Genomic DNA, 19,073 nt, shown 5'->3' on the forward strand with positions numbered 1-19,073 from the left:
AATGGCGTCCGGATTCGCGCCCGGCGGGCGCGTGCAGACCCTTACTCCAGTTTCCACCGACATGCGCATCCTGGTCGTCGAGGACGACAGCGAAATCGCCGGATTCATCTGCCGCGGCCTGCGCGAAGCCGGCCACGCGGTCGACCACGCGCCGAACGGCCGCGAGGGACTGTTCCTCGCCACCGGCGAGCAGTACGACGCCATCGTGCTCGACCGCCTGATGCCGCAGATGGATGGTCTTTCGATGCTGGCCGCGCTGCGTGCCACCGGCTCGCGCGTGCCGGTGCTCATCCTGAGCGCGCTGAGCCAGGTCGACGAACGCATACGCGGCCTGCGTGCTGGCGGTGACGACTATCTGGTGAAACCGTTCGCGATGTCCGAACTGCAGGCGCGGCTGGAGGTGATCACCCGGCGTGGCCTGATGCCGGTGGCCGAATCGGTACTGCGCGTGGCCGACCTCGAACTCGACCGCATGACGCACACGGTGCGGCGCGGCGGCGAGGAGATCGCGCTCAAGCCGCAGGAATACCGCGTGCTCGAATTCCTGATGCGCCACGCCAGCCAGGTGGTCACCCGCACCATGCTGCTCGAAGGCGTATGGGACTACCACTTCGACCCGCAGACCAACGTCATCGATGTACACATTTCGCGCCTGCGTGCCAAGGTGGATCGCCCGCCCTGGCCACCGCTGATCCACACGCTGCGCGGCAGCGGCTACTGCTTGCGCGCCCCCTCATGAGCGGACGCGACGAGGTCGACGCCGGCCAGCCCTATCTGGTCGAACAGGACGGCCAGCTCACGCTGGCCTTCAGCGAACTGGCGGTACAGAGCACGATGGACGCCGCAGCGCCGGAGCGGCTGGTGCTCGAATACTCGCGCCTGATGATGGCGTCGCTGCTGTTCGTGCCTGACCCCGGCCACATCGGCATGGTTGGTCTCGGCGGCGGTTCGCTGGTCAAGACCTGCCACCGCCACTTGCCGCAGGCGCGCATGACGGTGGCCGAGATCTCGCCGGCGGTGATCGCGCTGCGCGATCGCTTCCACATCCCGCCGGACGACGACAGGTTGACCGTCACCTGCGCCGACGGCGCCGAGTGGGTTGCGGCGCACGACCGCGCCTTCGACCTGCTGTGGGTGGATGGCTTCGACATCGGTGGCATGCCGGCGGCGCTGACCACGCAGCGCTTCTACGACGACTGCCACGCCGCGCTGCGCGACGGCGGCGTGCTGGTCATCAACATGTACGCTGGCGATGCGCTGAACAGCGCCTGGGTCGAGCGCGTGGCGTCCAGCTTCGCCCGCTCGGTCAGCGTCGTCGACACCACCGATGGCGACAACCGCATCGTGTTCGCCGCCCGCGGCAACGCCTTCCGGCTGTCGGAAATGAAGCTGGCGCAGCGTGCCCGCGCACTCGAAGCGCGACTGGGCATCGCCCTGCCCGGCATCGCACGCGCACTGATCGACGGCCGGCGGCGCGCACTGGCCGACAGCGAGCAATGAGCCTGCGCCTGAGCACCAGCGCCCGGCTGACGCTGGCCAACAGCGCCCTGCTCGCCGCCGGCTTCGGCCTGCTGCTGATGCTGGTGACCTGGCTGGCCGGGCAGTACATGCTGGGCCACGTCGAGGAAAGTGTCGAAGCCGAGCTGGACATCCTCACCGCCGAGTTCCGGGTCGATGGCGTGCGCGGCATCAGCGGCCTGATCCGCCAGCGGCTGGACGTGCGCTCGGCCAATCACGACCGCGTCTACCGGCTGGAGGACGCAGCCGGCAACCTGCTGATCGGCAACCTGGACCGCTGGCCGGACAGCGCCGGCCGCGAGAGCCTGCCCTTGCGCCTGCCCAGCCTGCTCCACCGCGGGCAGACCGAGATCGTCGCCCGCTGGGTGCGCCTGCCGGACGGCAGCCGGCTGCTCGTCGGCTTCGACGAATACGAGGTCGAACAGGTGCGCAGCGACATCCGTCGCGCCGCACTGGTGAGCTTCGGCCTGATGTTGCTGGCCTCGCTGGGTGGCGGCTACCTGATCACCCGTGCCGCACTGCGGCCGGTCGAAACGATACGACGCGCCGCGCAGCAGATCATGGACGGCGATCTGCAGCACCGGGTGCCGCTGCGCAGCGGCGACGGCGCGGATGAATTCGACCGCCTGGCGCAGACGCTGAACGGCATGCTCGACCGCATCGCGCGGCTGATCGCCACCGTGCGCGGCGCCACCGACAACATCGCGCACGATCTGCGCTCGCCGCTCACCCGTCACCGTGCGCGCATCGAGGCGGCATTGAGCCATCCGCCCACGGCGGACGAACTGCCGGACTGGCTGGAGCGCAATCTGGCCGACGTCGACCAGGTGCTGTCCACCTTCCAGTCGCTGCTGCGCATCGCGCGCGTCGATTCCGGCCTGCTGCGTGGCGAGTTCAGCGAACTGGACCTCGGCCGCCTGGTGCGCGACGCGGCCGAACTGATGGAGCCGCTGGCCGAGGAGCGCGGCCTGCGCCTCGTCGTCAGCGTGCCGGCGGGCGCCGTCTGCACCGGCCACCGCGACCTGCTGTTCCAGACCGTACTCAACCTGATCGACAACGCCATCAAGTACAGCCCGCACGGCGCCGCGGTCGACCTGTCGCTGACGCGCGACGGCGACGACTGGCGCCTGTGCGTGCGCGACGAAGGAGCGGGCATTCCGGCCGCCGAGCGCGAGCGCGTGTTCGAACGCCTGTACCGGCTGGAAAGTGCCCGCGACACGCCCGGCCTCGGCCTCGGCCTGAGTCTGGTGCAGTCGGTGGTCGCGCTGCACCGCGGCACCATTGCGCTTGACGACGCCATGCCCGGCCTCGCGGTGACGCTGCGCCTGCCGGCCAGACCGGCCGGCCCACACTGAACATCTGCCGCCGACGCACGATCGGCGTTCAGGCCGCCCCGTGCTTGTCCGCCGGATCGCTCGCGCGAATTGGCCGGTAGCGGTCCACCCAGGCCGGGAAGTCTTCTGCCGGCATCGGCCGGGCAATCAGATAGCCCTGTGCGACATCGCAGCCGAGTGCGCACAGCGCGTCCCAGTGCTGCTGCGTCTCGACACCCTCGGCCACCACCTTGCGCCCGAGGTCATGCACGAGGTCTATCGTTGAGCGGACGATGGCGGCGGAGTCGCTGCTGACCGCCATCGCGCGCACGAATGACTGGTCGATCTTGATGCAGCCGACCGGCAGCTTCTGCAGATAGCTGAGCGAGGAGTAACCGGTTCCGAAGTCGTCGATGTAGAGCCGTATGCCTTCTGCGCGCAAGCCGTGCAGCACGCGCAGCGCGAAGTCCGCGTCCTCCATCACGGCGCTCTCGGTGATTTCGATCTCCAGCAGTCCGTTCGCGGTGCCCCAATGCGCCAGCATCTGACGGATCTTGTCCACCAGATCCTCGTCGCGCAGATTGCGCGCAGACAGATTCACCGCGATGGGCAGCGAACGCCCCTCGTCGTCCCACTGCCGGTTCAGGCGCAGCACGCGCGCGATCATCCACTCGGCGAGCGGCCGGATCAGTCCGGTCTGCTCCGCCAGCTCGATGAACTCGGACGGCGGAATCAGGCCGCGCGTCGGGTGCTGCCAGCGCACCAGCGCTTCGGCACCGCAGACGATGCCATCGCGCATGTCGACCTTGGGCTGCAGATAGAGCCGCAGGTCGTCCGCCTCGATCGCGCGTCGTAGATCACCGGCCATGTTCAGGCGGTGCGAAGGCGCGGGATACAGTGCCGGATCGAACACGACGCAGTCGACGCCCTGCCTCTTCGCCTGACGCACGGCGATGTCCATGTGCCGGTAAAGGTCGTGCGGCGTCGATCCGTGATCCGGATACAGCGCGATGCCGGTCCGCGTCGATACATCGATCGGCAACTCGACCAGCTGGAAGGGCTGCGACAGCACCTCGCGCAAGCGACGCGCCATCGACAGCGCCGCGGCACGGTCGCTGTCCGGCAACAGCAGCGCGAATTCGTCGCCGCGCAGTCGTGCGACGAAGACACCGTCCGGCGTCGCACGACTGAGCCGGCCGCCGAATTCGCACAGGATCTGGTCGCCCTGGGTGAAGCCGAGCGCGTCGTTGATTTCGCTGAGCCGCTCGATATTCATCTGCAGCAGCGCGAACGGGCGTTCGTGCTGACGGCAGCTGCGCAGCTCGGCCGCCAGCGTGTCGCTGAACAGGGTCTGGTTGGGCAGACCGGTGAGCAGGTCGTACTGGGTCAGCCGGTACATGGCTTCCCGCGTGCGCGCCTGTTCGGCGTGCGTTCGCAGCGTGGATACACCGTAGGCCAGATCGTCGGCCGACTCGCCGATGAGCGCCATTTCCTCGTCGCCGAAACCTTCGCTGGCCGCCCGATGAACGGTCAGCAGACCGATGCCGCTGCCCCCCACCCGCAGCGGGCAGGCGACCACTCCGCCGGGCACGGGAGCCGGCAGCGGTGGCAGCACGTCGTCACCAGCCGGCTCGGTGTCGCTGACGAAACGCATCTGCCCGTCGGCGACGATGGCGTCCATCGCCGCGCGCCGCGCTGGCGCGTTGGCGGCCGCCCATGCGCGCAGTCCGTCGATGCCGTCCGGATGGCCGCACTGGGCGGTCGGAACATAGTTACCGGCAGCGTCGCGCAACCAGACCAACGCCATCGGGTAGGCGCCGATTTCGACCAGCGCGCGACACATGCTGTCCAGCAGTTCGCGCTCGCCGGTGGCGCGCAGCATCGCGCGATTGCCCGCGCTGAGCGTGCGCAGGGCACGGCTCACCTGTTCCAGCTCGCGCACGCGCTGCTCGAGTTCGCCGTTGAGCAGACGTATCCTTTCCTCGGCGCGCTTGCGCTCGGTGATGTCAGCGCCCAGCACGTAGTAGCCGGTCACCTCGCCGCGTTCGTCCTGCCGCGGCATGTAGTTGATCACCTGCCAGACGCCCGGAAAGGGTTCCCAGTCGTAGTTCTGCGGCTCGCCCTTCAGGACTTTCTCGATCAGCGGCGCGGCGATCGCGTAGCGCGTCTCGCCGAGCACCTCGCGCACCGAGCGACCGGCGATGTCGGGGTGATGAGGCGCAAAGCGCTCTCTGTAGTGGCGGTTCACATACACATAGCGCTGCTGCGCATCGACATAGGCGATCAGCGCCGGCACACGGCTGATGACGGTGCGCAGATGCCCTTCGCTCGCGCTCAGCTGTCGTCGTATCAGCCCGTAGGTGGCGCCGAGCAGCGCAAGCATCAGTATCAGCACGGCCCCGCCGGCACCGACCAGCAGGTCGCTCGAGTGCTTCTGCGCGACGTTCCGGTCGACCAGGAGCCGACGCTCCTCGTTGTCCATCTCGCCCAGGATGCGATCGACGCGCTCGCGCGTCTCGCGCAGCGGCGCCGCGGCCACGAAGGCGTTGGCGGCGTCCTGGCCTTCGTTCCTGCGCAGCGCTTCGATCCGGCGCGAGAGGCCCAGCCGCTGGTCGATCACCGCGCGCAGCTGTGTCCAGCGCGCGCTCTGCGCCGGATGGTCGGAGGTGAGCGTGCGCACGCGGTCCAGCTCGATCTCGCGGCGGGCAATCGCCCGGTCGCGCTCGTTCAGCCGCGCCGGATCGCCGGTCAGCCGGAAGTTCTGTGTGCTGAGTTCTATCTGCAGCGTCTCGACGCGCACGCGCGCCAGGCCGTTCAGCACATCGTGCGTGTGCGCCACGCGCAGCGCGGCCGCATTGGCGTCGTCGGCAACCTTCCAGGTCATTGCCGCCATGCCGGACACAATCAGCACGGCCAGCAGGAATGCGCCAAGAATCCGCCTTTCGAACCGTGACGATACGGACCGGGCGGAATGCCTGTCGCTCACCTCAGTGACCGCTTTCCCCGTCGGCCGGCTTCACGTCGAACGCGATGCAGATGCGTTCCTCGTTCGATTCGAACGGAATCGTCCGGTGGAACAGCGAGGACGGGAACAGCACGATGTCGCCGACCGCCGGCAGCAAGGTCTTGCGCGGAAAATCGTCGTGCTCGCGCGGATAGTCGTCACCGTCGGTGCTGAATTCGATGCCGCCGGCAGTGCTGCCTGCCGGCCGGTCCGACGGCATCGCCAGGTAGAGCACGCCGGACAGCCAGCCCTCTTCGTGGATGTGCGAGGTCAGGTGGCCGCCCTTGCTCATCTTCACGTACCAGGAACTGGCGAATTCGGTGCGCACCGGGAAGTCCTGCGCATAGACGCAGTCGTGCGCCGCCAGCGTGGCGCGGTAGCGCGCCACCTCGTCGCGGATCAGCCCGACCAGCCGCGCGATCGACGCTTCGGCGCGGCGGAACAGGTGGCCGGAGGACTGGATGCCGTAATACAGCCGCCCCTGCTTGCGGCTCTGGATGTCGGCGTTCGCGATATCGCGCAGCAGATCGGCGCGCAGGCTGTCACCGGCGTCGGTCAGCGCGTCGAGGTGACCGTGATGGACCAGCGCCAGCGGGTCCGGGCAGAAGCGGTAGGTGTCTGCAGTGCGCCGGTTGCGCGCGTGGTGGGCGGACAGCGTGGCAATCATCGGCGAGCGGTGGCGGGTGTCGAGCAGACCGTGCAGCCGCGCCTCGAATTCGTCGCTGCGGCGCAGCTTGTACAGGCAGTACAGCACGCGGTCCTGCCAGTCGAGCACGCGGGCGCGCTCGAAATACGGCAGCGCCTTGTCGTACTCGTGCAGGTCGTGGTGCAGCAGGCCGAGGTTGTAATTGGCCATGCCGTGCTCCGCATCGAGCGCGAGCGCGGCGCGGAAGGCGGCCAGCGTGCCCTCGCCGTCGCCCTGGTCGCGCAGGATTTCGCCGAGATTGCTGTGCGCGTCGGCATAGGCCGGCGCCAGCGCAATGGCGCGGCGGTAGCTTTCAGCCGCATCCATCATCAGGCCATAGGCGCGCTGCGCGGTACCGAGGTTGAACCAGGCGGTCGCCGTCGGCTGGATGTCCAGCGCCCTCTGGTAACAGGCCACCGCCTGCTCGGCGTCGCCTGCCTTCTGCAGCGCCGCGCCCAGATTCGACCACGCCTCGACGAAACCGGGCTCGGCCTCGACCGCGCGCCGGTAGGTCGCGATCGCGTCGCTCCGCGCGCCCTGCCGGTCGAGCACCGTGCCCAGGTTGAACAGCGCCAGCGCGAAGCGCGGCTGCAGCGCGATGGCGCGGCGGTAGCTGGCGGCCGCGTCATCGCGACGGCCGAGCGCGTCCTGCACGACGCCCATGTTGTAGAGCAGTTCGGGGAAGTCGCGCTTGATCGCCACGGCGCGTGTATAGGTGGCGAGCGCCTCGTCCAGCCGGCCGCGCTGCTGCTGCACCAGACCGAGGTTGCTGAGCAGTTCGGCCGAGCCGGGATTCGCCTTCACCGCGGCAGCGAAAGCGGCCTCCGCCTCGTCCAGCCGGCCGAGGCTGGCCAGTGCCGAGCCGAGCACACTGTGCAGCACCACGGCGCCGGGATAGCGGGCCAGCAACTGGCGCGCCGCGTTCGCCGCTTCGGCCAGACGGCCGGCGTTGTACAGATTGAATACCGGCTGCAATTCGCCGGGGCCGGGCTGACGGACGGGGGCTTGCGTGGGCTTCATGATGTCGGTGCGGGTAACGGGTCGGAGCGGACGCCGGGCGCATATATATAGCGAGCAAAGCGGCAGCGCCAGTTGACCGCGCTCAGTCCTCCGTACGAAGTGCAATGCAGCAATCGGCCGCCACGGTTTGCGAAGACCGCGTGACGGGCTGTCCATCCAGCAGCACGACACCGGCATCGATCAGGCGCTGCGCTGCAGCACGCGACGGCGCCAGCCCGCGCTCGACCAGCAGCGCGTCGATGCGCACCCGGCCGTGGCGCTCCGGCGCCGGTCTTTCCTTGGCGGCGGGCTCCGGCGCCGGTCGGGCGCTGCGACGATGGAATGACTTCATCGCTGCCCCGGCATCACCAGCACCGACGGATAGGGTGCGTCCGGCAGCACCTTGGCCGGCACGCCCCACGGGGTCGCATCGGGCGGCGGATCGGCGGTTTCCAGTTTCACGATCCGCCGCTGCGTCGCCTCGTCCGGCGCGTCCTCGACCCAGGTGACGCGCAGCCACAGGCCGTCGCGCAGCGCCAGCGGCGGTGTCTGCGCGTTGGTGAAGGCGGCCTGGTGCGCCCCGGGCGACCAGATGAAGGTGACGCCACCGACCACGATACGCTCCCAGTTCTGGAAACGGCGCGTGCTGCCCTGCCCAGGATGGGTGATGTCCTCGCGCCACTGCGCGTGCGCGAACACCGGGCCTTCTACCGTCAGCACGCGACCGGCCATCATGTGTTCGACCAGCCGGTTGCGGTCCCAGGTATTGACGCCGTAACCGAGCGCGGCGATCAGCAGCGCAAAAAGGGCAAGCACGCGCGCGGTACCCGACCTCTCGCCGCGCCGGCGCGCGCGCAGCCAGAAGCCTCCGGCCACCGCGAGCAACGCCAGACCGAACAGCACGTAGCCGTGGAACTCGGCCGCGCCCGGCCGCGACACGTCGAATACCGGCTGCCAGTTCATGGCATGTCCTCGCCGTCGGCGGCGAATTCGTCGAGTCGCCAGCGGCCGCTGGCGTCGGCGCGCAGATGGAAGGTGTAGGGCGCGCAGTACAGCAGGCGATCAGCGCCCTCGGTCTGCGGCCGGGCCTGCGCCAGGCAAGCGCTCAGGCGCGCATCGAACAGTGTGGGCACGACCTGCACGAAGGCGGCGCGGTCGAGGCGGCGGCCTTCGTACAGGAAGGGCAGGCGGGTCAGGTCGGCAATGGCCGCCGCGTCGCGTGCGCGCAGGGCGGCGCGGAAACGTTCGATGAAGGCGTCGACATCACGTCCGGCGTCCGCCGCGCCCGCTGCCGAGGGCGTGCCGGCAACCAGTGCGGCCAGGGCCAGCGCAGCAGCCCTCATTCCGGGTCCTGCGCGCATGCAGGCAGATCCGGCTGTTCGGTGCAGACGCGCGGCCAGGTCGGCAGATCGAGCGCGACCAGCGGGTTGTCCTGCAGCCCGGCGCAGGCACGGTCGGTCGAGGGCAGCACGCACCTGCGCACTTCGCGCCCACCGCGGCCGTCCTGCGCCTCGGCGACCGCCAGCCGGCCGCCGCGGAAGTAGAGCCGCATCAGCAACGGGGTGTCGCCCGGTCCCTGCGCCACCCAGAGCGTGCGGCAGCCGGTGTAGTCGCGGCCGACGCCGCTGTTGCGCGGAAAGGCGAGCAGGAAGCCGCCCGGGGTCACGTAGGCGCCGGCGTCCGGCGGCGGCGTCTGCAGCGCGCAGTGACGCCCGTCGGCCGGTATGCCGCCGGGCGCAGCGGCCACGGCAGCGGACAGCGCAGTCAGGCCGGTGACCAGCAGTATCGGCAGGCGGATGTTCATGACGGCTCCGGCGATGACGACGCGATGAGCGCAGTTTAGGCCGCCCAATCGGTTCCCGGCCAGTCATCCATATGGACGCGCGACAGTCCGGAATCCGGACGGCGGCAGCGGTCACCACGTTCGATTCCTGTCCGCGGCGGACTCCGCATCGGCGCGCACCCCGGCGCTGCCCCGTGCAGCGTCCACCGGCCTCCGGCAAGGCTCTCCGCCACGATATGCATTCGGGTAGGGACGGATTCCCGGCTCTGGTACGCGCCTTGCGTCTGCCGCTCCATCCGCGGACACCGATCCGCACAGACGGAGACGACACATGAAGCGATCCACCCTTGCCCTGTTCATCCTCGCCGCGTTCGCCCACAGCGGCCCGGTGCATGCCGGCGTCACCACTGCCGACATCGAGAACGACGCCCGCACGACCGGCGATGTGCTGTCCTGGGGCATGGGGACGGAAGGCCAGCGCTACAGCCCGCTGACGAAGATCAACACCAAGAACGTCAAGCGCCTGGTGCCGGCCTGGTCCTATTCCTACGGCGGCGAGAAGCAGCGCGGCCAGGAAGCGCAGCCGCTGGTGGTGGGCGGCAAGATGTTCATCACCGCGTCCTACTCGCGCATCTTCGCGCTCGATACGAAAACCGGCCGCAAGCTGTGGTCCTACGAGCACCGTCTGCCCGAAGGCATCATGCCCTGCTGCGACGTGATCAACCGCGGCGCCGCGGTGTATGACAACCTGGTCATCTACGCCACGCTGGACGCGCAGCTGGTGGCGCTCGACCAGAACACCGGCAAGGTGGTCTGGAAAGAAAAGATCGACGACTACCAGGCCGGCTACTCGTCTTCGGCCGCGCCCATCATCGCCAAGGGCCTGGTACTGACCGGCGTGTCCGGCGGTGAATTCGGCATCATCGGCCGGGTCGAGGCGCGCGACGCCAAGACCGGCAAGATGGTGTGGGTGCGCCCGACCATCGAAGGCCACATGGGCTACAAGTTCGACGAGTCCGGCAACAAGGTCGACAACGGCATCAGCGGCACCACCAACGCCAGCTGGCAGGGCGACCTGTGGAAGACCGGCGGTGCGGCCACCTGGCTCGGCGGCACCTTCGACGCGAAGACCGGCCTCGCCTACTTCGGCACCGGCAACCCGGCACCGTGGAACAGCCACCTGCGCCCGGGCGACAACCTGTACTCCTGCTCGACCGTGGCCATCGACGTCGCCACCGGCCAGATCAAGTGGCACTTCCAGGGCACGCCGAACGACGGCTGGGATTACGACGGCACCAACGAATTCGTCACCTTCGACGCCGGCGGCAAGCGCCTCGGCGGCAAGGCCGACCGCAACGGCTTCTTCTACGTGCTGGACGCGAACACCGGCAAGTTCGAGCGTGGCTTCCCCTTCGTCAAGAAGCTGGACTGGGCCAAGGGCCTGGACGAGAACGGCCGTCCGATCTACGACCCGGCCAAGCGCCCGGGTGACCCGACGGCCAGCGAGGACGGCAAGAAGGGCTCGGTGGTGCATGTATCGCCGTCCTTCCTCGGCGGCAAGAACCAGATGCCCATGGCCTACAGCCCGGACACCGGTCTGTTCTACGTGCCGGCCAACGAGTGGAGCATGGAAATCTGGAACGAGCCCATCACCTACAAGAAGGGTGCGGCTTACCTCGGTGCCGGCTTCACCATCAAGACGGCCGACGCCAAGGACATCGGTGGCGACTACATCGGCGCGCTGCGCGCGGTCGATCCGAAGAGCGGCAAGGTGGTGTGGGAAATCACCAACAACGCGCCGCTGTGGGGCGGCGCGATGACGACCAAGGGCGGCCTGGTGTTCTGGGGCACGCCGGAGGGCTTCTTCAAGGCAGCCGACGCGAAGACTGGCAAGGAACTGTGGTCCTTCCAGGTCGGCACCGGCATCGTCGCGCCCCCGATCACCTGGGAACAGGACGGCGAACAGTACGTCGCCGTGACGGCCGGCTGGGGCGGCGCAGTGCCGCTGTGGGGCGGCGACGTCGCCAAGAAGGTGAGCTATCTGAACCAGGGCGGTTCGATGTGGGTATTCAAGCTGATGAAGGACTGAGCACCCCACCCGCCGACCCGGCGCTGCGCGACAGCAGCCCGGGGCAACGTCTCCTCATGGTGTTCGCCTGTACCGGGTGAGCGCAACCGGCGCCTCGTGCGCCGGTCTTTTTTTGTACTTCTGCACATGGACATGAGCACCCGCACCGCCGCCGCTTTGCTCGGCCTCGCCCTGCTGATCGCCAGCCTGCCCGAAACCACGACCGACGCCCCCACCCGCACCGTCGCCGCATCGGCGCGCTGAGCGCCCGGCGGGCCCTTGAGAGAGCGAGCTTGCTCGCGATGGCAGGCTGACCCGAAGCCGCTGCTCACCCACGGTCCGACGATTCCGGCGCGAACGCGTGCGATGTCACAGCGGGCAGTGGCTTATCGTGTCACGATCCCGCCCGCTTCACATTCCATCCGCATCCACACGGGACTCCTCATGAAGAAAGCCGCAGTGCTCGCCGTCGTCGCCCTTCCGCTCATCGCCTACACCGGCGGCGCCTGGTATCTGGGCCAGCGCATCGAAAACTCGCACAATGCCCAGGCCAAGCAGACCGAAGGCATCCCGAACGTGAAGCTGGTCAAGCGCGACTACCAGCGTGGCGTGTTCTCCTCGACCGAAACCGTCACCATCGAACTGATGGGCGACACTGCGCGCGCGCTGCAGGCCGCCGGTGAAGAAGCCATCGAACCGATACGTCTGACCGTGCGCACCGACATCCGCCACGGTCCGTGGATAGGCGGCGCCGAGTTCGACGCCGGCGTCGCACAGTCGGAACTGGTGCTCGAAGGCGAGGCGCTCGAAATGGTGCGCAAGGTGTTCGGCGACCGCAAGCCGCTGGATCTGCGCACCGTCTACCACTTCGCCGGTGGCGGCCGCAGCGAACTGTCCAGCCCGGCCTTCGTGTTCGACGTGCCGGCGGAGGACGACGACGACGCGATGCGCGTGAGCTGGGACGGCATCACGGCCCGCATCGACTTCGCCGAAGGCATGACGCAGTACACGATGAGTGGCGCTGCACCGAAGCTGGAAGTGACCGACGCCGCCGGTTCGCGCATGGCGATGACCGGCCTCGCCTTCAGCGGCGACCAGACGCGGCTGTTCGACGACGACCCGCTGCTCTACGCCGGCTCGCAACGCTTCACCGTGGACGCCATCAGCTTCCACGATCGCTCCGGCAGCGCGGCACTGCCCAAGGTGGAACTGGCCAAGCTGGTGTACGAGGTCGACATCCCGAAGGACGGCGACTTTGTCGATCTGGTGGCCCGCATCGGCGCCGAGAAATTCGAAGTGGCCGGCACGGGCTACGGCCCGGCGCACTACGACTTCTCGCTGCGTCACCTGCACGCGCGCACGACCTCGCGGCTGTATCGCAGCTTCATGACGATGTCGGCCGATCCCGCGCTGATGACGAATCCGGAGGCGATGCAGGCGCAGATGGGGCAGCTGATGGGGCCGGCAATCGAACTGCTGGGCCATGCTCCAGTCGTGGCCATCGACCGCCTGGCCTTCAACACGCCGCAAGGCCCGACCTCGCTCAGCGCGAAGGTATCGCTACCGGGCATCACGCCGGATGAGCTGGCCAACCCCTTGGGCCTGCTCGGCAAGGTCGACGCCAGCGGCGCCCTATCGCTGCCGGAAGCATTGGTTCGCAGCATGATGGTTGAACGCAACAAGGCCGGCCTGCTGGCCGTGGTCGGCGACGAGGCCGATCCGGACGAGCTTGCGGCCATGGCCGACGCCCAGTTCGAACAGACGCTGCAGCCGCTGACCAGCCAGGGCTACGTTACGCGTGCGGACGGCCAGCTGTCGGCCAAGATCGCCTTCAGCAAGGGCCAGCTCACGGTGAACGGCCTGCCCTTCAACCCGACCGCGATGGCGCAGCCGGCACCGGCGGCGCTGGCTGAGTAAGTAGTCAGCCGGACTGCGTCGGCGACGACGCGGCCGGCCTCCGGCGGCGCTCGTGCAGGCGGGCGCCCAGCCACAGCAGCGACAGCCCGGCCAGCATCAGCAGCGACATGCGCGGCTCGGGCACTGGCGCCACCGCGACCGAATTCAGCGCGAAGTTGCTGCCCTGGCTCACACCGGGTGGCAGCACCGTTATGAACCCGCGTCGCAGCGAGAACGCCAGGGGGTCGAAGTCGGCCGGAATGCTGTCATCGACCAGCACGCCGGGCTGCGTCGTACCGGCCACCGAGAAGCTCAGTTGCAGGAAACGCACGACATCTGGGGTCGCAGCTTCCGCCACCGCCACGCGGAAGTAGAGGCTGTCGCGATACAGCCCCGCGGAGAAGTCGTCGTTGATCACATCGATCTCGCTGTTCGGCGACTGTGCCGTGTACTGGGTGAAGCTCAGCGCGCCTATCGTCGCGCTGAAACCGGAAATCGCTCCCGGGTAGTAGCCGATCCAGTTCAGCGGCTGGCCGTCGGCGACCGTCGGGTCATACAGCAGCGAGCCTGTGATCGCGTCACCGACATCGATGCGGGGTATCGCATAGCCCGCGCTGACGCTGTCCACGACGCCGGAGAAACTGAGCCGCGTCACCGCCTCGGCCGGCACCGTTGCCAGCATCGCCGCCACCGTCGCGGCTGCCGCACCGGCGCGCCGCATGGCCCGCAATCCACCGAGTTTCATCTGCCCTCTCCTCTTTGTTGTCTGAACTTTCAGTCAAGCAGGCGCCGACGACGTTGCGTTGATCCGGATCAGTCTTGCGCGCGGTCAGCCGGCCAGGTCGTCCGGCGTCAGTTCGGCGGCGATGCCGGCAGCCACCGCGTACAGGCGCTCCGCCTCGTCGGCGTCGAACTCGCCGTGCTGTCGCTTGCGCACGCCGTGCTCGTGCAGCAGCAGGTGGCGAGTCGGCACGACGTCGCGCTGCGCCAGGCTGCTGCGCACGCATTCCAGCGGGCAACCGTCGAGCGCGAGAATGGGGCGACCGGAGCGGGCAATGCGCACCAGGTGATCGACGTTGCCGCCGACGCCGGCGATGCAGGACATCTCGGCCCGCTCGCTGCGGTCCAGCTTCACGGCGATGTGATTGGCCATCTGCGCAGCGCTGGAACAGCCGGAGCAGGCGTAGACGAGAGGCAACTGGCGGTGACGGGCGCTCAAGACGATTCTCCTTGCCGGTGCGTCGGCGACACAGGCCGCCGACGCTGGCGGCTGTTCGCATCCACCGACCGCGCCCCGGGCCGCCTCGCGCCAGCGAGACACGACAGACGGGGGCGAAACAGGTGTCGGCTACGGACGGGCTTCCGACAGTCTGGAGGGCCGACTTTCGCGCCGCCTTGCGCTGCGACAAGGATTGCGCGAACCACCGCCGGTCCATGCTGTCACGATGGATGTCTGCCCTTTACGGCAACGAAGGAGAGCGACATGGCTGAAACCGACGCTGCAGCCCTGGCACTGGCGAAACCCGCGCCACGCGTGCCGCGCTCGACCGCCCAGCGCATCAGTGCGATCCGGCGCTGGACACCTGTCCTGTGGTCGATCCGCATCGAGCGGCCGGCCGACTACCTCTTCCAGCCGGGCCACTACGCCCGCCTCGGGCTGCCGGTCGACACGCCGGAGGCCGCGGTCTGGCGTCCTTACTCCATCGTATCGGCCACCACCGACAGCGAGCTGGAATTCCTGCTGGTGCTGATTCCCGGCGGTGCCTTCACCTCGCAGCTGGCCGCACTGCGCGAGGGCGACACCGTGCTGCTGGAGCAGGCGGTATTCGGCTTCTTCCTCGACAGCCAGCTGGCGCCCGGCGACACGCTGTGGATGCTGGCGACCGGCACGGGCCTCGGCCCCTATGTTTCGCTGCTGCGCACGCCCGGCGCGCTCGACCGCTATACGCGCGCCGTGCTGGTGCACAGCGTGCGCCGGGCTGACGAACTGGCCTACCGCGACGAGATCGAGGCGCCGGCCGCGGTGTCGCACGGCCGGCTGACCTATGTCCCCATCGTCACGCGCGAACCCGGTGTCAGCGCCTTGGCCGGTCGCATCCCGCAGCTGATCGCGAATGGCGCGCTGCAGGCCCAGGCCGGGCACACGCTGGATCCGGCCGACAGCCGCGTCATGGTGTGCGGCAACCCGGAATTCACCACCGAAATGCGCGCACTGCTGGCCGAGCGCGGCTTCACGCCCTGCCGGCGCAACAGTCCGGGCAGCATGCTGTTCGAGAAGTACTGGTAGGGCACGGTCAGCGCGGTACCCGCCACAGATACCAGCTGGCGGCGGTGCGGTGCGGCGACCAGGGCAACGCCAGTTCGGCCATCTGTCGCGGCGTCGGCGGGCGGTCGAGACGCCGCAACCGACGGTAGCCCTCGCGCACGCCGAGGTCGTCGGCCGGCAGCAGATCGGTGCGGCCCAGCGTGTAGATGAGCATCATCTCCACCGTCCACCGGCCGATGCCGTGCAGCGCGGTCAGCCGGGCGACGAGCGCTTCGTCGTCCATGCCGCGCGCCTGCGCCAGCGTCGGCACGACGCCGCTGCGGGCCGCTTCGGCGATGCCGCGTATCGTGTCCACCTTGCGGCCGGAGAAACCGCAGCCGCGCAGCGCGTCCGGCGAGGTGGCGCAGACCTGCTCCGGTGACGGAAAATCACCTTCGCCGTAAAGCGCCAGAAAGCGCGCGATCATCGTGTCGCCGGCGCGCACGCTGAGTTGCTGGTAGGCCACCGCGCGCAGCAGCGCCTGCCACGGCTCGCGCGCCGGTTTGGGCGCGTGCAGGCAGGGGCCGACCGTGGCGACCAGCGCCGCCCAGTCGTCGTCCAGCGCGGCCAGAAAGTGCGCTGCTTCGTGGTGGTGATGCATCGTGTCGAGGGTGTCCATGTCAACGTAGTATCGCGACCGTGGCCGGGCGATGTCGACCGTGACTTGCCTGCGGAAGGACCCGTTCGGGCGGCCTCAGCCACCGCCAGCGGCTTGCCGAAGCCGCGTCGCGGTCAGAAGACCGCTCCCACAGGGGTGGTGCGCCCGATCGACGACCTGAGCCTCGATCGGGGTTCTGTGGGAGGGGTCTTCTGACCCCGACAGCGGCCGGGATCGAAGCTTGCTGACTGCGGCGACCCACCCGGATTCGAAAGCAATCGGCGGAGTGCGTCGTCGGTGCACAGCGATTAATGTCCCGGTATCGACCACCCGAAAGAAGCGGAAGCACGATGACGAACACCGCCAGCCGCCGTGAGGCACGCGCCGCAGCCACGCTGGCCGACCCGCGCTGGGCGACGGTACGGGCGCGCGATGCGGGTGCCGACGGACAGTTCGTCTACGCGGTCAGCAGCACCGGCGTGTACTGCCGCCCGTCCTGCGGCGCGCGCACGCCGCGGCCGGAGAACGTGACCTTTCACGCCCGCCGCGCCGACGCCGAGGCGGCCGGCTTCCGGCCCTGCAAGCGCTGCCGGCCGGACCTGCCGCCCCTGGCCGAGCGGCAGGCCGCCATGGTGGCCGCACTGTGCCGGCAGATCGACGACGCCGACACGCTTCCTTCGCTCGACGCACTGGCCGCGTCAGCCGGGTTCAGTCGCTTCCACCTGCTGCGCGTGTTCAAGGCACACACCGGGCTGACACCGCGCGCCTGGGCGGTGGCACGACGCGCGGCACGACTGCGCGAGCGGCTGGCCGACGGCGCCAGCGTGACCGAGGCCATCGTGGACGCCGGCTACGGTTCGACCAGCCGGGTGTACGAAAAAGCGGCCCAGCCGCTCGGCATGACGCCGCGTCGCTATCGCGCCGGCGGCGCCGACACCGACATCCGCTTCGCCATCGCGCAATGCGCGCTCGGCGCACTGCTGGTCGCAGCCAGCACGCAGGGCGTATGCGAGATCGCGCTGGGCGACGACGCCGACGCGCTGGCACGCGCACTGCAGGACCGCTTCCCGCAGGCACGCCTCAGCGGCGACGATGCCGACTTCGCGCGTCTGGTGGCGCAGGTGGTCGGCTTCGTCGAGGCGCCGCGCATCGGTCTGGCGCTGCCGCTGGACATCCGCGGCACCGCCTTCCAGCAGCGGGTGTGGGCGGCGCTGCGCGCGATACCGCCGGGACAGACGCTGAGCTACACCGAACTGGCGCAGCGCATTGGCGCACCGGCCGCGGTGCGCGCCGTCGCCAGCGCCTGCGCCGCCAATACGCTGGCGGTGGCGGTGCCCTGTCACCGCGTCGTGCGCACCGACGGCAGTCTGTCGGGCTATCGCTGGGGCGTGGCGCGCAAGCGCGCACTGCTCGACCGCGAGCGCAGCGACTGATGGACCTGTTCGACGAACAGGAACGCGAGGCCGGCATCTACGCGCTGGCGCCCGGTGCCGCGCTGCTGCGTGGCTGTGCGCGCGACGTCGCGCCGACACTGCTGGCCGCGATCGACGACATCGCCGCCAGAGCGCCCTTCCGTCACCTGATCACGCCCGGCGGCCACACGATGTCGGTGGCCACCACCAGCTGCGGCGCGCTGGGCTGGCACTCGGACGAACAGGGCTACCGCTACACCTCGCGTGACCCCGGCAGCGAGCGACGATGGCCGGCGATGCCGGCCTGCTTCAGCGCGCTCGCACACGACGCCGCGGCGCGCGCCGGTTTCCCCGGATTTGCGCCCGACGCCTGCCTGATCAACCGCTACGTGCCGGGCGCCAGGCTCACGCTGCACCAGGACCGCAACGAGCGCGATTACGGCGCGCCCATCGTGTCGGTGTCGCTCGGCATTCCGGCCGTCTTCCTGTTTGGCGGCCTGCGGCGGATCGACCCGACGCAGAAGCTGCGTCTGGTGCATGGCGACGTGGTCGTGTGGGGCGGCCCGTCGCGGTTGCGCTTTCACGGTGTGCTGCCGCTGGCGCACGCCGAGCATCCGCTGACCGGCGCCTGCCGCATCAATCTCACCTTCCGCGCAGCGGCCTGAAACCGCCGGCGTTCAGGCCAGCAGCGCCTGCATGATGCGGCGGTGCATGGCGCGCGGCGTGATGCGGGTGGACCACGCCGACAGCTTGTTCAGGACCCCGGGCACCACGCAGGCGCGACCGTCATCGAGCGCGCGCAGGCCGGCTTCGGCCACCGGTCGCGGCTGCATCAGCATCAGCTTCAGCGTGGCCGACGCCTCGTGCCCGGCGGTGCGGGTGAAGGCAGTATCGGTCAGGCCGGGCGCCAGCACGGTGACGGTGACGCCATGCGGCGCCAGTTCGTCGTGCAGGGCTTCGCCCAGACTGAGCACGTAGGCCTTGGTCGCCGCGTAGGCGGCGTAGACCGGCGACGCCATGAAGCCGAGCAGGCTGGCCACCAGCAGCATGCGACCGTCGCCGCGGCGGCGCATGTCCTCGCCGTAGAGGCGGGCGAGCTGGGTGAGCGCCGACACGTTCACGTCCAGCATCTGCTGCAGGCGCCGCGAATCCGCCTCGACGAATTCGCCGTGCACGCCGAATCCGGCATTGTTGATCAGCGTGTCGACACGCAGCCCCAGTCCGTCGGTCCGTCGCTTCAGTTCGATCGCCGCGTCCGGCTGCGACAGATCCAGCGCGGCCACGCGGACGGCAACCCGATGGGCGGCCGTCAGTTCGGCGGCCAGCGTCTCCAGCGCCTCGACGCTGCGCGCCACCAGCACCAGATTGCGTCCGCGCGCCGCGAGCAGGCGCGCGAACTCGACACCCAGTCCGCTCGACGCGCCGGTCACCAGCGCCCAGCCGCTTCCATTTCCTGCACTCATGTCCGTCTCCCTCTTTGTCGTGCGCCGGT

18 protein-coding genes are annotated in these 19,073 nt (G+C 69.3%); 8 read left to right on the forward strand and 10 right to left on the reverse strand.

Annotation, left to right across the window (positions count from 1 at the left end):
• Positions 1–61 precede the first annotated feature (61 nt).
• The 3 genes from WDZ97_RS12195 to WDZ97_RS12205 are packed head-to-tail and all read left to right on the forward strand — an operon-like array spanning position 62 to position 2,873.
• Positions 62–739 carry a response regulator transcription factor gene (locus WDZ97_RS12195; RefSeq protein WP_341422443.1) on the forward strand — a complete coding sequence of 226 codons (678 nt, stop codon included), beginning with the start codon at positions 62–64 and terminating at the stop codon, positions 737–739.
• Positions 736–1,500, forward strand: coding sequence for a fused MFS/spermidine synthase (locus WDZ97_RS12200; protein ID WP_341422320.1), 765 nt, complete (start codon positions 736–738; stop codon positions 1,498–1,500). The genes WDZ97_RS12195 and WDZ97_RS12200 overlap by 4 nt, the downstream gene beginning before the upstream one ends.
• Entirely contained in the window at positions 1,497–2,873 is a 1,377-nt protein-coding gene (locus WDZ97_RS12205; protein ID WP_425762890.1) for an ATP-binding protein, read from the forward strand. Before WDZ97_RS12200 ends, WDZ97_RS12205 begins: the two co-directional genes overlap by 4 nt.
• Before the next feature lie 28 nt (positions 2,874–2,901).
• Here WDZ97_RS12205 and WDZ97_RS12210 read toward each other — a convergent pair whose 3' ends face one another.
• The 6 genes from WDZ97_RS12210 to WDZ97_RS12235 all read right to left on the reverse strand — a co-directional run bounded on the left by WDZ97_RS12210 (position 2,902) and on the right by WDZ97_RS12235 (position 9,323).
• Positions 2,902–5,715: an EAL domain-containing protein gene (locus WDZ97_RS12210; protein WP_425762891.1), complete on the reverse strand. Its 2,814-nt coding sequence runs from the start codon at positions 5,713–5,715 to the stop codon at positions 2,902–2,904.
• 103 nt (positions 5,716–5,818) lie between these two features.
• A complete protein-coding gene (locus WDZ97_RS12215; RefSeq protein ID WP_425762892.1) occupies positions 5,819–7,540 on the reverse strand; it encodes a tetratricopeptide repeat protein in 1,722 nt (573 codons plus the stop codon).
• Between the two features lie 82 nt (positions 7,541–7,622).
• Positions 7,623–7,871 (reverse strand): S4 domain-containing protein, encoded by a 249-nt coding sequence (locus tag WDZ97_RS12220; protein WP_296808857.1) that lies wholly within the window; start codon positions 7,869–7,871, stop codon positions 7,623–7,625.
• Entirely contained in the window at positions 7,868–8,482 is a 615-nt protein-coding gene (locus tag WDZ97_RS12225) for a hypothetical protein (RefSeq protein WP_425762893.1), read from the reverse strand. Before WDZ97_RS12225 ends, WDZ97_RS12220 begins: the two co-directional genes overlap by 4 nt.
• A complete protein-coding gene (locus WDZ97_RS12230; RefSeq protein ID WP_425762894.1) occupies positions 8,479–8,862 on the reverse strand; it encodes a hypothetical protein in 384 nt (127 codons plus the stop codon). The genes WDZ97_RS12225 and WDZ97_RS12230 overlap by 4 nt, the downstream gene beginning before the upstream one ends.
• Positions 8,859–9,323, reverse strand: coding sequence for a hypothetical protein (locus WDZ97_RS12235; RefSeq protein ID WP_425762895.1), 465 nt, complete (start codon positions 9,321–9,323; stop codon positions 8,859–8,861). The genes WDZ97_RS12230 and WDZ97_RS12235 overlap by 4 nt, the downstream gene beginning before the upstream one ends.
• Before the next feature lie 310 nt (positions 9,324–9,633).
• On the opposite strand from WDZ97_RS12235, the gene WDZ97_RS12240 reads away from it, so the two are divergent.
• Both WDZ97_RS12240 and WDZ97_RS12245 read left to right on the forward strand, forming a co-directional pair.
• On the forward strand, positions 9,634–11,391 hold the full coding sequence (locus WDZ97_RS12240; protein WP_425762896.1) for a PQQ-dependent methanol/ethanol family dehydrogenase: 1,758 nt from the start codon (positions 9,634–9,636) through the stop codon (positions 11,389–11,391).
• Positions 11,392–11,814: 423 nt separating this feature from the next.
• Positions 11,815–13,287, forward strand: coding sequence for a YdgA family protein (locus WDZ97_RS12245; protein ID WP_425762897.1), 1,473 nt, complete (start codon positions 11,815–11,817; stop codon positions 13,285–13,287).
• Between the two features lie 4 nt (positions 13,288–13,291).
• Here the strand turns inward: WDZ97_RS12245 and WDZ97_RS12250 are convergent, their stop codons facing one another.
• Positions 13,292–13,987 carry a hypothetical protein gene (locus tag WDZ97_RS12250; protein ID WP_425763018.1) on the reverse strand — a complete coding sequence of 232 codons (696 nt, stop codon included), beginning with the start codon at positions 13,985–13,987 and terminating at the stop codon, positions 13,292–13,294.
• A gap of 108 nt (positions 13,988–14,095) precedes the next feature.
• Complete coding sequence (locus WDZ97_RS12255; protein ID WP_425762898.1) at positions 14,096–14,485, reverse strand: putative zinc-binding protein; 390 nt, start codon at positions 14,483–14,485, stop codon at positions 14,096–14,098.
• A 264-nt stretch (positions 14,486–14,749) separates the two neighbouring features.
• On the opposite strand from WDZ97_RS12255, the gene WDZ97_RS12260 reads away from it, so the two are divergent.
• Positions 14,750–15,553 (forward strand): ferredoxin--NADP reductase, encoded by an 804-nt coding sequence (locus WDZ97_RS12260; protein WP_425762899.1) that lies wholly within the window; start codon positions 14,750–14,752, stop codon positions 15,551–15,553.
• Positions 15,554–15,560: 7 nt separating this feature from the next.
• On the opposite strand, the gene WDZ97_RS12265 is transcribed toward WDZ97_RS12260, so the two are convergent.
• Positions 15,561–16,190 carry a DNA-3-methyladenine glycosylase family protein gene (locus tag WDZ97_RS12265; protein ID WP_425762900.1) on the reverse strand — a complete coding sequence of 210 codons (630 nt, stop codon included), beginning with the start codon at positions 16,188–16,190 and terminating at the stop codon, positions 15,561–15,563.
• A 329-nt stretch (positions 16,191–16,519) separates the two neighbouring features.
• Here WDZ97_RS12265 and ada point away from each other — a divergent pair, with 329 nt between their 5' ends.
• A complete protein-coding gene (ada, locus tag WDZ97_RS12270) occupies positions 16,520–17,602 on the forward strand; it encodes a bifunctional DNA-binding transcriptional regulator/O6-methylguanine-DNA methyltransferase Ada (RefSeq protein WP_425762901.1) in 1,083 nt (360 codons plus the stop codon).
• A complete protein-coding gene (gene alkB / locus WDZ97_RS12275) occupies positions 17,602–18,246 on the forward strand; it encodes a DNA oxidative demethylase AlkB (protein ID WP_425762902.1) in 645 nt (214 codons plus the stop codon). The genes ada and alkB overlap by 1 nt, the downstream gene beginning before the upstream one ends.
• A 12-nt stretch (positions 18,247–18,258) precedes the next feature.
• Here alkB and WDZ97_RS12280 read toward each other — a convergent pair whose 3' ends face one another.
• Complete coding sequence (locus WDZ97_RS12280; RefSeq protein ID WP_425762903.1) at positions 18,259–19,044, reverse strand: SDR family NAD(P)-dependent oxidoreductase; 786 nt, start codon at positions 19,042–19,044, stop codon at positions 18,259–18,261.
• Positions 19,045–19,073 lie beyond the last annotated feature (29 nt).

The sequence above is a fragment of the Methyloversatilis sp. MC4-4 genome (genome assembly GCF_049843555.1).
Lineage (GTDB): Bacteria > Pseudomonadota > Gammaproteobacteria > Burkholderiales > Rhodocyclaceae > Methyloversatilis > Methyloversatilis discipulorum_B.